We start from the raw sequence: 14,024 nt of genomic DNA, 5'->3' as shown, positions 1-14,024 counted from the left end.
AAGCGTGGATCGCTGCTCGCCGGTTGGCAAGCAGCAGAGGAAACTCAGCTTGCCAGAATAAAGGTTAATCTCGGGTGACTGTCCAACTGAATTCTCCTGAAGTTATCTGCCGCCATTATAAAGAGAGGCCGGCGTCGGTAAAGCAATAACGTATTGAATAACGGTTTCGTTGAGGATTTGTTTCTGCTCAGGTTGCCGCTTCGGTAACAGCGTGGCGATCTTCTTATAACCGCCAGGTAATGCTTATAACCTTTTGGCATATGATTAGCCCATATTCGACTATTCTTCGCATCGGCCCTTTCGTAAACTCGCGTAACTTTTTAGAGGCAAGGAAATTTCATGAAAACTATAATTCCATCATTGCTGGCGCTGACGCTGGCTGCCGCCTTCACAGCCCAGGCCGCAACACCAAAAGATACGCTGGTGATTGCACAATCAACTGACGACGCAGACAGCTTCGATCCGGCCAAAGGGTTTGAACTGACCAGTGTTCAGGCTTTTACGAACATCTATCAGCGCCTGGTACAGTCTGACCCGCAGAATCCGGTGGACCTGAAACCTACACTGGCCACCTCTTGGCAGCCCGGCAGCGACAACCGCAGCCTGACCTTTGAACTGCGTAAAGATGCGAAATTCTCTACCGGCAACCCGCTGCGTCCGGAAGATGTGATCTTCTCGCTGGGCCGCGTGGTGAAGCTGAACCTCGATCCCTCTTTCATCCTGACGCAGCTCGGCTGGAACAAAGATAACGTCGATGGCTTCCTGAAGAAAGTCGACGACAATCATGTGCAGATCAGCTGGACCGCCAACGTCAGCCCGACCTACGTCCTGAGCCTGCTCTCTGCCCCGGTTTCATCCATCATTGATGAAAAAACCGCGATGGCGAACCAGAAGAACGGCGATTTCGGTAACGCCTGGCTGGCCACCCACTCTGCGGGCAGCGGCCCGTATCAGATCCGCAAAGTGGTGATGCATCAGGTGGTGCTGCTCAGCGCTAACCCGACCTCACCAGCGGGCGCGCCAAAAATGAAGAACATCCTGATCAAAAACGTGCCTGAACCGGCTGCGCGTCGTCTGCTGCTGGAACAGGGTGATGCCGATATCGCCCGTAACCTGGGTGCCGATCAGATTGCTGCGCTGAACGGCAAACCGGGCGTGAAGACGGAAGCGATTCCCATGGCATCGCTCTACTACATCCAGTTCAACATCGGCGCGAACGAGACGATGAAGAACCCGGCCTTCTGGGAAGCAGCACGCTACCTGTGGGATTATAAAGGCATCGCCAGTGAGCTGCTGAAAGGTCAGTTCGACGTGCATCAGAGCTTCCTGCCTAAGGGCTTCCTGGGCGCGATCAACGACACGCCATACAGCTACGATCCGGAAAAAGCCAAAGCGATTCTGAAGAAAGCGGGCCTGAACAACGTCACCTTCAAGCTCTCCACCAGCAACCAGCCGCCTTATCTGGATATCGCACAGGCGCTGCAGGGCAGCTTCGCCAAAGCGGGCGTGAAAGTGGAAGTGGTGCCGGGTCTGAGCTCCGAAGTGTCGACCAACGTGAAAGCGCATAAATATGAAGCGACGCTGAACGCCTGGGGCTCCGACTACTTCGATCCCAACACCAATGCCGCCTCGTTTGCTTACAACCCGGAAGATGGCAGCAAAACCATCGCCTTCCGTTCAGACTGGCACATTCCTGAGCTGAACAAGCAGGTGATTGCGGCGACCGCCGAGAGCGATCCGAAGAAACGCGTGGCGCTGTATGAAGCGATGCAGCGTGAAGTGATGAAGAACTCACCGTATGTGATTGGGATGCAGGCGAAGAACCTGATCGCCCTGCGCGACAACCTGAAAGGCTATGTGCAGGGCATTAACCCTGACATGGTGTATTACTCGCAGGTCACTAAGTAATGGCACAGTCTGTTCCTTCAGCCGGGTTCGCCCGGCTTTTTTGGCAGCGTGGCGGGCGCCTGATCGGTAGCGTACTGTCGCTGCTGGTCACGCTGCTTGGCCTGCTCGCCTTCACTTTTATGCTGTCGCATCTCTCGCCGATCGATCCGGTGCAGCAGATCGCCGGCGATCACGCCAGTGAAGCGACCTATGAGCAGGTGCGTCATGATCTGGGTCTCGACCAGCCGGTGCTGATGCAGTTCTGGCGTTACGTCGAACATCTGGCGCAGGGCGATCTGGGTGTCTCCCGTCTCACTAATCAGTCGGTGAGCGGCGACCTGATGACCACCTTCCCCGCCACCATCGAGCTGGCGACCTGCGCGATGATCTTCGCGGTGGTGTTCGGTGTGACGCTGGCGCTGCTGGCCGCCTGGAAACCGGGCAGCTGGATCGATAATCTCGCCCGCTTTGTCTCGCTGCTGGGCTACTCGGTGCCGGTGTTCTGGCTCGGCCTGCTGGGCCTGCTGCTCTTCTATGCGGTGCTGCACTGGTCCGCCGGACCGGGACGGCTGGATGATATCTGGGTCTACACCCTGGAGCCGAAGACCGGCTTTGTGCTGATCGACAGCTGGCTGTCGGGTGAACCGGAGATGTTCCGCAATGCAATTGCGCACCTCTGGCTGCCGGTGGTGATCCTCGGCCTGCTGGCGATGGCGGGCATTACCCGCCTGCTGCGTGCTGCGCTGCTGGAAGAGAGCAGCAAAGAGTATGTGGTGCTGGCGCGTGCTAAAGGCGCGGGTCGGGTGCGCATCCTGCTGCGCCATATCTTCCCCAACGTGCTGGGCACGCTGGTCACGGTGATCGCCCTCTCCTACGCTACGCTGCTGGAAGGCTCGGTGCTGACTGAAACCGTCTTCGCCTGGCCAGGTGTGGGTCGCTATATGACCAATGCGCTGTTCTCCGGCGATGTGCCGGCGATTCTGGGCTCAACCCTGTTAATCGGCAGCTGCTTTATCCTGATTAACACCCTGGCGGATGTTTTAACCTGGTTAACCGATCCGAGAACCCGATGACGCAACAACTCTCTGAACTCGAAACGCTGCGACCACGCCGTCGCCGTCAACGCGTTACCTCGTTAACCGTTGGGCTGACGCTGGTGGCGATTCTTATCCTGATGGCACTGCTGGCGCCGCTGATTGCGCCGTTCGATCCGAACGTGCAGACCATGTCGAGCCGTCTGCTGGCGCCGTCGGCACAGCACTGGTTCGGCACCGACGGCTTTGGCCGCGATCTGCTGTCGCGCGTGATTTACGGCGCGCGTCCGACCCTGCTGCTGGTGTCGCTGATTCTGGTGCTGACCATTCCGGCCGGGCTGTTGATCGGCATCACCGCCGGTTACGTGGGCGGCTGGACCGAACGCCTGCTGATGCGCATTACCGATATCTTTCTGTCACTGCCCAACCTGGTAATCGCGCTGGCGCTGGTGGCGATTCTCGGCCCTGGCCTGATGAACGGCGCACTGGCGCTGGCACTGACCAGCTGGCCGCCGTTTGCCCGTCAGGCACGCGCTGAAACCCTGGCACTGCGCCGCAGCGACTACCTTGCCGCCGCGCGGATGCAGGGGATTACGGGCTTTCGCCTGATGTTCGGTCATATCCTGCCGCTCTGCATGCCGACGGCGGTAGTCCGCGCCGCCCTGAGCCTGGGCGGGATTATCCTGGCCGCAGCCGGGCTCGGTTTCCTCGGTATGGGCGTTCAGCCGCCGACGGCGGAATGGGGTTCGATGGTGGCCGAAGGCAGTAAAGTCATTTTTGATCAGTGGTGGGTTGCTGCTGCACCGGGCGCGGCGATTCTGTTTGCCAGCCTGGCCTTTAACCTGACAGGCGATGGCCTGCGCGACCGACTGGATACCCGTCATGCAAAATAATCTGCTCCATGCCGAGGGGCTGACCATTCGCAGCGACGATGCGCTGCTGGTCGATAACATCCGTTTTTCCGTAGGCCGCGAGCGCGTGGCGCTGGTCGGTGAGTCCGGTTCCGGCAAGTCACTGACCGCCCGCAGCCTGATGGGCTTACTCTCGCCCGCACTGCATCTGCAGGCCAGCCAGCTCCAGGTGGCCGGTGAAAATGCGCTGACGCTAAGCGAGCGTCACTGGAACCAGCTGCGCGGTAACCGCGTGGCGATGGTGATGCAGGACCCAAAGTATGCGCTTAACCCGACGCGCACCATTGGCTGGCAGGTGGAAGAGCCGCTGATCCTGCATCGCCGCCTGAGCCGTGCCGAGCGCAAAGAGAAAGTGTGTGAAATGCTGGATGCGGTCGGCCTGCCCGATCCGCGTCGTCTGATGCAGCAGTATCCGCATCAGCTCTCTGGCGGCATGGGCCAGCGCGTGATGCTGGCGATCGCCCTGATTACCGATCCGGACTTCCTGATCGCCGATGAACCGACCTCCGCGCTGGATCATGCCATGCGCGATCAGGTGCTGGCGCTGATCCGCGGTCTGGTGGAGGCGCGCAACATGGGTCTGCTGCTGATCAGCCATGACTTGCAGCAGGTTTCAGAACATTGCGAGCGGGTGATGGTGATGTATAAAGGCCGGTTGCTGGATACGCTGCCCGCCGCCGATCTGCCGCACGCTACCCACCCCTACACCCGCACGCTGTGGGCCTGCCGTCCGGGCAAAGCGACCCATGGACAGACATTACCGGTGCTGGACCGCGCTGCGCTGGAGGCGAATGATGATTAAGCTGCAGGATCTAAGCGTCGCCCACAAACAGGGTTATGAGCTGCGCACCGTGGTGCATGAGGTTAACCTGGAGGTTAGCGCTGGCGAGTGTTTTGGTCTGGTCGGTCCGTCAGGCTGCGGCAAGTCGTCGCTGCTGTGGGTACTGGCAGGTCTGAACCCACACTGGCAGGGTCAGATGCAGCTTGCCGGTCACGAAGTTCAGCCGGGTAAAGCCTTCACCGGCGCGCTGCGTCAGGAAGTGCAGATGGTGTTTCAGGATCCCTATGCCTCGCTGCATCCGCGTCACCGGCTGCGTCGCACGCTGGCGGAGCCGCTGAAGCTGCTGAAACGTGACAATATCAACGATCGTATCGATCAGGGCTTCCGTCATGTCGGACTCGATCCCGCCCTGGCGGATCGCTATCCGCATCAGCTCTCCGGCGGCCAGCGTCAGCGCGTCGCCATCGTGCGCGCCCTGCTGCTGCAACCGAAGATCCTGCTGCTGGATGAGCCGACGTCGGCGCTGGATATGTCAGTGCAGGCGGAGATCCTCAATCTGCTCAACGATCTGAAACAGCAGGATGGCCTGACCATGGTGCTGGTGAGCCACGATCCCGACGTGATCGATCACATGTGCGATCGCGCCGTGCACATGTCGCAGGGTCGCATCATCGAACAGATCTCTGCCTGAAATCAGGCCGGACGGCGTTCACCTGCCGTCCGGCGCTGCTGCATCCGCCGCGCCTTTCTGTAACATCCCCTTCTTCCGCCATTAGCGTCATCCTCTCCATTGCCAGAACGGCGCGCTGTTCTCTTCCTCTGAGTCATTAGATTGCCACGCGACGCTGTAAACCTTTACAGGCTGAAGCAGGCACGCGAATGCGACAGCGCAAAACGCAGCGGCTGGCTGATGCGGTATACTCGCGACCATTATTTCATGAGAGGAAAAGGCAATGACGGTAAAATTGCGTCCGCTGGAGCGGGAAGACCTGCACTTTGTCCATCAGCTGGATAACAACGCCAGCGTGATGCGTTACTGGTTTGAGGAGCCGTATGAGGCGTTTGTGGAGCTGTCCGATCTCTACAACAAGCACATTCACGATCAGACCGAACGTCGCTTTGTGGTCGAGCACAGCGGGCAGAAAGCGGGATTAGTGGAACTGGTGGAAATCAACCATGTGCACCGCCGCGCCGAGTTTCAGATCATTATCGATCCGGCCCATCAGGGCAAAGGACTGGCAACCCAGGCGGCGAAGCTGGCGATGGATTACGGCTTCTCAGTACTGAATCTCTACAAGCTCTACCTGATTGTCGATCAGGAGAACGAAAAAGCGATCCACATCTACACCAAGCTCGGCTTCGAGATCGAAGGCGTGCTTAAACATGAGTTTTTCATCAACGGGGAGTACCGCAACACCATCCGCATGTGCATTTTCCAGCATCAGTATCTGGAACGCCATAAAACGCCAGGCGGAATGGTGAAGCCGACCGCGCAGTAATCAGCCGCGCGCGCCAACCGGGTTCATAAAGGGACGCGGGTGTTCAGGCTTAAGGTCGTACATGCCGCCATAGAAGGGATCGACCAGCAGCCAGCCGGGGAATCCACCCAGCGGGATATTGCCCAGCAGATACCACAGGTTAGCGCGTGCCTCGATAGGCACCGTGACCGGCACGTAGCCCGGGCTTTCCAGCATCAGCAGGTAGTGCTTTTTGCCGAAGTAGCGGCCGGTAGATTTTTCCAGTTCAACGGTCTGCGGCGTGAAACCCTGCGCAACCGCATAGCCACGCTCATCCTGCACGGTGAAGCGCGCGCCCTGCGGCAAGGAGTCGATGCGCACCAGTTGGGTTTCATTGCCGACAATGGTGGCACAGCCGCTAAGCAGCAGCGCGGCGGCCAGGGCCAGAATTCGCTGTTTCATGAAGGGGTCCACAGAGTGATCAGTGATCAGAGTGTAGACCGCCCTCTCCGCCTCAATCGGGCTATCATCGCCCGATTGAGCCAGCTTATTGCGGTTGACAAGCGCGGGCGATAGCCGCGATGTCGTTGGGTGAGGTGCGACAGCAGCCGCCAATCAGCTTCGCGCCCGCCTGCTGCCACTCTGCCAGTTTGTCATGCAACGTGCAGCCTGATGGCGCTGAGTGCCAGGTTTTGCTGCTGGCATCATACTGCTCGCCGGAGTTGGGATAGACCACCAGCGGCTTGTCGGTCAGTTTCTGCAACTGCTGCAGCGCAGGCGTTACGCTCTCAAGTGCCACACAGTTGATTCCCACCGCTACCACCTGCGGCTGCTGATTCAGCCAGCTCACGACGTCTGACAGCGGCGTGCCGTCGCTGATGTGTCCGGCGTCACGCAGGGTAAACGAGAACCAGGCGCGGCCTTCAGGAAATTCAGCCAGCAGCTTCACCAGCGCCTGCGCTTCGGCAAACGAAGGCAGGGTTTCGCAGGCCAGCAGATCGGCACCCGCCGCCAGCAGCGCCTGCACGCGTGGGCGATGAAACGCCATCATCTCCGCTTCCGGCAACGCATAGTCGCCGCGATATTCCGAACCATCCGCCAGGAAGGCGCCATAGGGACCGACCGATCCCGCTACCAGCAGCGTTTTTGCGTCGGGCCGGACCGCCAGATAATCGTGACGGGCGCGTCGCGCCAGCTCGACGCTCTGCGCGATCAACGCCAGTGACTCCGCCTCATCAAGGCCACGTGTGGCAAAGCCCTGCGGCGTCGCCTGGTAGCTGGCGGTAATGGCACAGCGCGCGCCGGCGACAAAATAGTCGTAGTGCACCTGATAGATCAGCTCAGGATTTTCCATCAGCACCTTAGCTGACCATAACGCATCGGCCAGATGACAGCCGCGGGCTTCCAGCTCGGTGGCCAGGGCACCATCCAGAATCAGCAGTGGTGACTCCGTTAAAGCCTGCGCGACAGGGTTATACGACATCATTGGCCTCCTCAGGCTTCGGGGATGATTTGTGGGTCAGATGGTAAGCGGTATAGCAGAACAGCACAAACGGGATGCCACACCACAGCGCGATACGCTGAGTCGGATCGAATGCCAGACCGACGCAGGCCAGCAGGCAGAGCAGGAAACCCAGCACCGGCGTCAATGGATAGAGCGGCGCACGGTAGGCCAGATCGGCCAGCGATTTGCCCTGCTGAAGATGACGGCGACGGAAAACAAAATGCGAAGCGCAGATGCTGAGCCAGACGGCTACCACCGCAAAGCCGGAGATGGCCGACAGCGCCACAAACACCGTGTCTGGCGCGACCACGCTGGAGACCAGCGCCAGCAGACCACCCACCATGCTGACGGTGATCGCCAGCATCGGCACGCCGCGCTTATTCACCCGGGCAAAGGCGCGCGGCAGCGTATTTTCATTGGCCAGCGACCAGAGCATCCGCCCGGAGGCATAGAGTCCGGAGTTGGCCGCAGACAGGATAGCGGTCAGGATCACAAAGTTAATAATGTCAGCCGCCCACGGGATGCCGATCTTTTCGAAGACCAGCACGAACGGGCTTTTCACGATACCCGCCTGATCCATAGGAATCAGCGCCGCCAGCACAAATACCGTGCCGATGAAGAAGATAATCAGCCGGGCCACGGTAGTACGGATCGCCAGCGGCAGCACTTTCTCCGGCTGCTGGGTTTCACCGGCTGCAATACCGATCAGCTCGGTGCCGGAAAAAGCGAAGTTGACTGCCACCATGGTCATCAGAATCGGCAGTACGCCGTTAGGCAGCCAGCCGTGCGCCGTCAGATTGCTCAGGCCCGGTGCGGGCGTGCCATCCTTCATCGGGATAAACCCAAACATCGCCGCACCCCCGAGCACGATAAAGGCGACAATCGTCACCACCTTAATCAGCGAGAACCAGAACTCCCCTTCGGCAAAGAAGCGGGTTGAGATAACGTTCAGCAGATAGATGGCGCAGCAGAAGACCAGACACCAGATCCATACCGGGATCTGCGGGAACCAGTACTGCATACAGAAGCCCGCCGCCGTCAGGCTGGAGCCGAGGGCGACGGTCCAGGTGAGCCAGTAGAGCCAGGCCACGGTGTAGCCGGTTGCCGGGCTAAGATAGCGTGCGGCATAGACGTGGAACGCGCCGGTTTCCGGCATCGCCACCGAGAGTTCGCCCAGACAGACCATCACCAGCCAGACCACCAGCGCGCCAATCAGATAGGCGAGCAGCGTCCCCGCCGCCCCGGTGGTGGAAATGATATAGCCGGTGTTAAAAAACAGGCCGGTGCCGATTACGCCGCCCAGCGATAACATCACCAGATGGCGCACTTTCATGGTGCGTTTAAATTGTTCCTGCGAGGGAGTTGGCTGTTCGCTCATCACTTTTATCCGTATGGACGTCTAAACATCTATAAGGGACAGTTTTATACGCGTCACAGCCGGTAATTGCAACGGCAGGGAAACAGGGAGGAGGTAAAGGCGGTTCAGTGCCCCGTCGCGGCGGGGCCTGATGCGTTAGCCGAAAACGCTTTGAATATAACGTTCCAGCGCCATGCGGGAACTAAATCCGTGCGGGATGCCGTAGTGTTCCTGTGAATCACCCGCCAGGTAGAGAGGGAATTGGGTGTAGTGATCGCAGGTCTTCATTTCTGAAGCAGGTTCAGCGAACGGCTGGCTCTTCTCTTTCAGTGTCGGGTGAATGACGAGTGCCATGCGCCCCATGCGCGCTTCGCGATTCACATAAACATAGTTCTCTCCACGGCGATAACCATAGGCCCGTGGGGTAATTTCATCGACTTCGAAACCCGCTTTTTCCAGTACGCGCGCTACCTCATCTGGTCGTAAATACATGCTCGATCCTCTCCTCTTTCAAAAGCTTCGCAACCTTACAACAGCATGACAGAGTGGGCATTCGGAATTTTCCCTAAAGAACACTCCCGCGTCTCGTTTATCTCAAGGTCGTCTACACTAGTATTACGTTTTTAAATCAAAGGGAGCTAAAAAATGTTTAATCGCACTGTAAAAAACGATGACATTGATATTAATCAGGATGTTAACGAACTGGCCGATTCACTGGAAGCGCTGCTGAAATCTTACGGCAGTGACGCCAAAGACGAAGTGGATTCTGCACGCAGTCAGGCAGAAAAGCTGCTGAAACAGACCCGCTCCAGACTGAACGGCGGCAGCAACCGTGTTTCACAGGTTGCGCGTGATGCCAGTGCGCAGGTTGACACTTATGTCCATGACAAGCCATGGCACGGTGTTGGTATCGGTGCCGCTTTCGGTATCGTAGTGGGTGTGCTGCTGGCTTCACGCCGCTAAGCTCAACTCCAGAAAATCTCCTGAGCCCTGCCCTGTGCGGGGCTTTTTTATGCCCTTTTTCTGGCCGATGACATTTACAAAAGATTTTTCCAGGCTGCAGGGCGCATCCCTGCTGGCTTTGCCGCTGTTGCGCAAATGCAAATCATAAAACCCTATATCTGGTGGGCTTGACCCACAAAACCACTACATCTAGTATTTATCTCATCAGCACGACACCAGATGTTCGTCACAATGAAGCCCGCAACCTGCCGCGTCTGCTTTGTTTTCGGGCATCAGAACCGCATATAGAGGGAAATACGAATCATGCGCATTATTATTTACACTAAAGATAACTGTGTCCAGTGCACGGCAACCAAAAATGCGATGGACCGTCAGGGTCTCGCCTATCAGCTTATCAATCTCGACAGCCAGCCCGAGGCGATCGACAACCTGAAATCACTGGGTTACCGCCAGGTACCGGTCGTGATGGCAGATAACGATCACTGGAGCGGTTTCCGCCCGGACAAAATCGCCACGCTGCGCACGCTTTCTGCTGTCGGAGGATAAACACATGTTCCCGCTGGTCTATTTTTCCAGCCAGTCGGAAAACACCCACCGGTTTGTGACGCGCCTCGGCCTGCCTGCCCGGCGCATCCCGCTTGATGCCCGGCAACAACTGCATATCGACCAGCCCTATATTCTGGTCGTGCCCAGCTATGGCGGTGGCAGCAGTCGCGGTGCGGTGCCCGGTCAGGTGATTCAGTTTCTTAATGATGAGGCGAACCGACGCGGTATTCGTGGCGTGATCGCAGCGGGCAACCGTAACTTCGGTGCCGGTTACTGCCTGGCGGGCAGCATCATTGCAAATAAATGTCAGGTTCCCTGCCTCTACCGCTTCGAGCTGATGGGAACGCCTGACGATATCGCGAAAGTTAAAGCGGGAGTAACCCAATTTTGGCAACAACAGACACCCTCAACGGCGTGACGCTCGATTATCACGCCCTTAATGCCATGCTCAATCTCTACGACGCCGAGGGCCGCATCCAGTTCGACAAGGATCGCGAAGCGACACGTCAGTTTTATCTGCAGCATGTGCAACCCAATACCGTCCCCTTCAATAGCTGCGCTGAGCGTTTACGCTATCTGGTGGCAGAGAGCTATTACGAAGCGGAAGTGCTGAACCAGTACGATTTTGCGTTCCTGCTTGCGCTGCATGAGGTGGCGGAAAATTGGGGATTTGAGTTCAAAACCTTTCTCGGTGCCTGGAAGTACTACACCAGCTACACCCTGAAGACCTTCGACGGCAAACGTTATCTGGAAACCTTTGAGCAGCGCGCCTGCATGGTGGCGCTGACGCTGGCTCAGGGCGATGAAAAGCTTGCGCGGGCCCTGCTGGAGGAGATCCTCAGCGGCCGTTTCCAGCCCGCTACACCAACCTTCCTGAACTGCGGCAAACAGCAACGCGGTGAGCTGGTCTCCTGCTTCCTGCTGCGCATCGAAGACAATATGGAGTCGATTGGTCGCGCCGTGAATTCGGCACTGCAGCTTTCAAAGCGCGGCGGCGGCGTCGCCTTTTTGCTGTCAAACCTGCGTGAGTCCGGTGCGCCAATCAAACGTATTGAAAATCAGTCGTCGGGCGTTATCCCGGTGATGAAAATGCTGGAGGATGCCTTCTCTTATGCGAATCAGCTCGGCGCGCGTCAGGGCGCCGGCGCGGTGTGGCTCAATGCACACCATCCCGATATTTTCCGCTTCCTTGATACCAAGCGCGAAAACGCCGATGAGAAGATCCGCATCAAAACCCTGTCGCTGGGCGTGGTGATACCCGATATCACCTTCCAGCTGGCAAAAGAGAACAAACCGATGGCGCTGTTCTCGCCTTACGACGTTGAACGGATCTATGGCCAGGCCTTTGGCGATATCAGCATCAGCGAGAAATATGACGAGATGCTGGCCGACGACCGCATCCGTAAAACCTATATTCAGCCACGCGACTTCTTCCAGACGCTGGCCGAGATTCAGTTTGAGTCGGGCTATCCCTACATCATGTATGAGGACAGCGTGAACCGCAGCAACCCGATTGCCGGTCGCATTAACATGAGCAACCTCTGCTCTGAGATCCTGCAGGTGAACAGCGCCAGCGAGTACAATGACGATCTCAGCTATCGCCGGATCGGCAAAGATATCTCCTGTAATCTCGGCTCACTGAACATTGCGCACGCCATGGATTCACGCGATCTGGCGCGTACCGTGGATGTGGCGATCCGCGCCCTGACCTCGGTGTCGATGATGAGCGAAATTGGCTCGGTGCCCTCGGTCGCCGAAGGCAATCGCCGTTCGCACGCCATTGGCCTGGGTCAGATGAACCTGCATGGCTATCTGGCGCGGGAAGGCATCGCCTATGGTTCACCGGAAGCGCTGGATTTCACTAATCTCTACTTCTACTGCATCACCTATTATGCGCTGCGCACCTCTAATCAGCTGGCACAGGAGCGTCAGCAGACCTTCGATGGCTTTGCGGAATCGCAGTACGCCAGCGGCGTCTACTTCGATAAGTATCTGCAGCGCGAATGGCTGCCGCGCACGGAACGGGTAGCGACGCTGTTTGCCGATGCCGGACTGACGCTGCCGACACAGGCGGACTGGCAGGCGCTGCGCGACGCGGTGATGCAGCACGGGCTGTTTAATCAGAACCTGCAGGCGATCCCGCCAACCGGGTCAATCTCCTACATCAACCATGCCACCTCCAGCATCCATCCGATTGTTTCCCCCATCGAGATCCGCAAAGAGGGCAAAACCGGCCGCGTCTACTATCCCGCGCCGTTTATGACCAATGAGAATCTCCATCTCTATCAGGATGCGTATCAGATTGGGCCGGAAGCGATTATTGATACCTACGCAGAAGCGACTCAGCATGTCGATCAGGGCCTGTCGCTGACGCTGTTCTTCCGCGATGATGTCTCGACCCGTGACATCAACAAAGCGCAGATTTACGCGTGGAAAAAAGGCATTAAGACGCTCTATTACATTCGACTGCGCCAGATGGCGCTTCAGGGCACGGAGGTTCAGGGCTGCGTATCATGCTCCCTGTGATGAAAATGATGAAACTAAAACAGATTCAGGCAATTAACTGGAACCGCATTCAGGATGACAAAGATCTTGAAGTGTGGAATCGTCTCACCAGCAACTTCTGGCTGCCGGAGAAAGTGCCGCTCTCCAACGATCTGCCCGGCTGGCAGACGCTGGATAAACAGCAGCAGCAGCTGACCATCCGGGTGTTCACCGGCCTGACGCTACTTGACACCATCCAGAACGTGATCGGCGCGCCGGGGCTGATGGAAGATGCCATTACCCCGCATGAAGAGGCGGTGCTGTCGAATATCAGCTTTATGGAAGCGGTGCATGCCCGCTCCTACAGTTCGATCTTCTCAACCCTGTGTAACACCCAGGATGTGGATGCCGCTTATCAGTGGAGCGAAGAGAATGCGCCGCTGCAGAACAAGGCGCGCATCATCCTGGAACACTACCAGGCCGATGATCCGCTGAAGAAGAAGATCGCCAGCGTTTTCCTGGAGTCGTTTTTGTTCTATTCCGGCTTCTGGCTGCCGATGTACTGGTCGAGCCGTGGCAAGCTGACCAACACCGCTGACCTGATTCGCCTGATTATTCGCGATGAGGCGGTGCACGGTTACTACATCGGTTACAAATATCAGCAGGCGCTGGCTGCCGCTGACGATCTGCGCCGCGAAGAGCTGCAGCAGTTCGCCTATGATCTGCTGCTGGCGCTGTATGAGAACGAAGTGGCTTATACCGAGGCGCTCTATGCCGATGTCGGCTGGGTAGAGGAGGTGAAAACCTTCCTGCACTACAACGCCAACAAAGCGTTGATGAATCTGGGCTATGAGGCGCTGTTCCCGGCGGAGCTGACAGCGGTGAATCCGGCCATTCTGTCGGCTCTGTCGCCCAACGCCGACGAAAACCACGACTTCTTCTCCGGTTCAGGCTCCTCCTATGTGATGGGAAAAGCGGTCGAAACCGAAGACGAGGACTGGAATTTCTGAGGGTTACCGGGTGCTGTTTTGTCAGCATCCGGTTTTCACTGGCAGTGCCGTGTCAGCCGCGCCATTCCATCTAATCATAAGAAAAAAATA

General features: G+C 57.7%; 15 protein-coding genes. 11 read left to right on the top strand and 4 right to left on the bottom strand.

Annotated elements, in window-relative coordinates:
* Positions 1-339 precede the first annotated feature (339 nt).
* The 6 genes from ACVKSX_RS21040 to speG all read left to right on the top strand — a co-directional run bounded on the left by ACVKSX_RS21040 (position 340) and on the right by speG (position 6,112).
* Entirely contained in the window at positions 340-1,908 is a 1,569-nt protein-coding gene (locus ACVKSX_RS21040; RefSeq protein ID WP_010257743.1) for an ABC transporter substrate-binding protein, read from the top strand.
* A complete protein-coding gene (locus ACVKSX_RS21035; RefSeq protein ID WP_010257745.1) occupies positions 1,908-2,960 on the top strand; it encodes an ABC transporter permease in 1,053 nt (350 codons plus the stop codon). Before ACVKSX_RS21040 ends, ACVKSX_RS21035 begins: the two co-directional genes overlap by 1 nt.
* Positions 2,957-3,814, top strand: coding sequence for an ABC transporter permease (locus tag ACVKSX_RS21030; RefSeq protein WP_010257750.1), 858 nt, complete (start codon positions 2,957-2,959; stop codon positions 3,812-3,814). The genes ACVKSX_RS21035 and ACVKSX_RS21030 overlap by 4 nt, the downstream gene beginning before the upstream one ends.
* Entirely contained in the window at positions 3,804-4,634 is an 831-nt protein-coding gene (locus tag ACVKSX_RS21025) for an ABC transporter ATP-binding protein (RefSeq protein ID WP_022624074.1), read from the top strand. The genes ACVKSX_RS21030 and ACVKSX_RS21025 overlap by 11 nt, the downstream gene beginning before the upstream one ends.
* Positions 4,627-5,304, top strand: a complete 678-nt coding sequence (locus ACVKSX_RS21020) for an ABC transporter ATP-binding protein (RefSeq protein WP_354439568.1) — start codon at positions 4,627-4,629, stop codon at positions 5,302-5,304. The genes ACVKSX_RS21025 and ACVKSX_RS21020 overlap by 8 nt, the downstream gene beginning before the upstream one ends.
* Positions 5,305-5,566: 262 nt before the next feature.
* Positions 5,567-6,112 carry a spermidine N1-acetyltransferase gene (speG, locus tag ACVKSX_RS21015; protein ID WP_003850356.1) on the top strand — a complete coding sequence of 182 codons (546 nt, stop codon included), beginning with the start codon at positions 5,567-5,569 and terminating at the stop codon, positions 6,110-6,112.
* On the opposite strand, the gene ACVKSX_RS21010 is transcribed toward speG, so the two are convergent.
* The 4 genes from ACVKSX_RS21010 to ACVKSX_RS20995 all read right to left on the bottom strand — a co-directional run bounded on the left by ACVKSX_RS21010 (position 6,113) and on the right by ACVKSX_RS20995 (position 9,423).
* The gene (locus ACVKSX_RS21010; RefSeq protein WP_010257757.1) at positions 6,113-6,532 is read right to left on the bottom strand and encodes a hypothetical protein; all 420 of its coding nucleotides are present in this window, start codon (positions 6,530-6,532) and stop codon (positions 6,113-6,115) included. It abuts the gene before it with no gap.
* An 85-nt stretch (positions 6,533-6,617) separates the two neighbouring features.
* Entirely contained in the window at positions 6,618-7,553 is a 936-nt protein-coding gene (gene mmuM, locus ACVKSX_RS21005) for a homocysteine S-methyltransferase (protein WP_010257759.1), read from the bottom strand.
* Entirely contained in the window at positions 7,543-8,952 is a 1,410-nt protein-coding gene (mmuP, locus tag ACVKSX_RS21000) for an S-methylmethionine permease (protein WP_010257761.1), read from the bottom strand. Before mmuP ends, mmuM begins: the two co-directional genes overlap by 11 nt.
* Positions 8,953-9,087: 135 nt before the next feature.
* Positions 9,088-9,423, bottom strand: coding sequence for a DUF2002 family protein (locus tag ACVKSX_RS20995; protein ID WP_003850360.1), 336 nt, complete (start codon positions 9,421-9,423; stop codon positions 9,088-9,090).
* 153 nt (positions 9,424-9,576) lie between these two features.
* Between ACVKSX_RS20995 and ACVKSX_RS20990 the strand changes: the two genes are divergently transcribed.
* From ACVKSX_RS20990 to nrdF, 5 genes are all read left to right on the top strand, one after another.
* The gene (locus ACVKSX_RS20990) at positions 9,577-9,894 is read left to right on the top strand and encodes a DUF883 family protein (protein WP_010257764.1); all 318 of its coding nucleotides are present in this window, start codon (positions 9,577-9,579) and stop codon (positions 9,892-9,894) included.
* A 303-nt stretch (positions 9,895-10,197) separates the two neighbouring features.
* The gene (gene nrdH / locus ACVKSX_RS20985) at positions 10,198-10,440 is read left to right on the top strand and encodes a glutaredoxin-like protein NrdH (RefSeq protein ID WP_010257769.1); all 243 of its coding nucleotides are present in this window, start codon (positions 10,198-10,200) and stop codon (positions 10,438-10,440) included.
* 4 nt (positions 10,441-10,444) lie between these two features.
* On the top strand, positions 10,445-10,858 hold the full coding sequence (nrdI, locus tag ACVKSX_RS20980; protein ID WP_010257771.1) for a class Ib ribonucleoside-diphosphate reductase assembly flavoprotein NrdI: 414 nt from the start codon (positions 10,445-10,447) through the stop codon (positions 10,856-10,858).
* Positions 10,828-12,966: a class 1b ribonucleoside-diphosphate reductase subunit alpha gene (nrdE, locus tag ACVKSX_RS20975; protein ID WP_163851089.1), complete on the top strand. Its 2,139-nt coding sequence runs from the start codon at positions 10,828-10,830 to the stop codon at positions 12,964-12,966. The genes nrdI and nrdE overlap by 31 nt, the downstream gene beginning before the upstream one ends.
* Before the next feature lie 8 nt (positions 12,967-12,974).
* The gene (gene nrdF / locus ACVKSX_RS20970) at positions 12,975-13,934 is read left to right on the top strand and encodes a class 1b ribonucleoside-diphosphate reductase subunit beta (RefSeq protein WP_010257777.1); all 960 of its coding nucleotides are present in this window, start codon (positions 12,975-12,977) and stop codon (positions 13,932-13,934) included.
* Positions 13,935-14,024: the final 90 nt, after the last annotated feature.

The sequence above is a fragment of the Pantoea sp. PvP021 genome, assembly GCF_054056055.1.
The sequence above is the reverse complement of the archived record's forward strand: the minus strand, read 5'-3'. Positions and strand labels throughout refer to the sequence as shown.

Excerpts from the sequence above, each read along its gene's own strand:
- ACVKSX_RS21040 (WP_010257743.1), top strand. The coding sequence starts at position 340 with ATGAAAACTATAATTCCATCATTGCTGGCGCTGACGCTGGCTGCCGCC.
- ACVKSX_RS21035 (WP_010257745.1), top strand. The coding sequence starts at position 1,908 with ATGGCACAGTCTGTTCCTTCAGCCGGGTTCGCCCGGCTTTTTTGGCAG.
- ACVKSX_RS21030 (WP_010257750.1), top strand. The coding sequence starts at position 2,957 with ATGACGCAACAACTCTCTGAACTCGAAACGCTGCGACCACGCCGTCGC.
- ACVKSX_RS21025 (WP_022624074.1), top strand. The coding sequence starts at position 3,804 with ATGCAAAATAATCTGCTCCATGCCGAGGGGCTGACCATTCGCAGCGAC.
- ACVKSX_RS21020 (WP_354439568.1), top strand. The coding sequence starts at position 4,627 with ATGATTAAGCTGCAGGATCTAAGCGTCGCCCACAAACAGGGTTATGAG.
- speG (WP_003850356.1), top strand. The coding sequence starts at position 5,567 with ATGACGGTAAAATTGCGTCCGCTGGAGCGGGAAGACCTGCACTTTGTC.
- ACVKSX_RS21010 (WP_010257757.1), bottom strand. The coding sequence starts at position 6,532 with ATGAAACAGCGAATTCTGGCCCTGGCCGCCGCGCTGCTGCTTAGCGGC.
- mmuM (WP_010257759.1), bottom strand. The coding sequence starts at position 7,553 with ATGTCGTATAACCCTGTCGCGCAGGCTTTAACGGAGTCACCACTGCTG.
- mmuP (WP_010257761.1), bottom strand. The coding sequence starts at position 8,952 with ATGAGCGAACAGCCAACTCCCTCGCAGGAACAATTTAAACGCACCATG.
- ACVKSX_RS20995 (WP_003850360.1), bottom strand. The coding sequence starts at position 9,423 with ATGTATTTACGACCAGATGAGGTAGCGCGCGTACTGGAAAAAGCGGGT.
- ACVKSX_RS20990 (WP_010257764.1), top strand. The coding sequence starts at position 9,577 with ATGTTTAATCGCACTGTAAAAAACGATGACATTGATATTAATCAGGAT.
- nrdH (WP_010257769.1), top strand. The coding sequence starts at position 10,198 with ATGCGCATTATTATTTACACTAAAGATAACTGTGTCCAGTGCACGGCA.
- nrdI (WP_010257771.1), top strand. The coding sequence starts at position 10,445 with ATGTTCCCGCTGGTCTATTTTTCCAGCCAGTCGGAAAACACCCACCGG.
- nrdF (WP_010257777.1), top strand. The coding sequence starts at position 12,975 with ATGAAACTAAAACAGATTCAGGCAATTAACTGGAACCGCATTCAGGAT.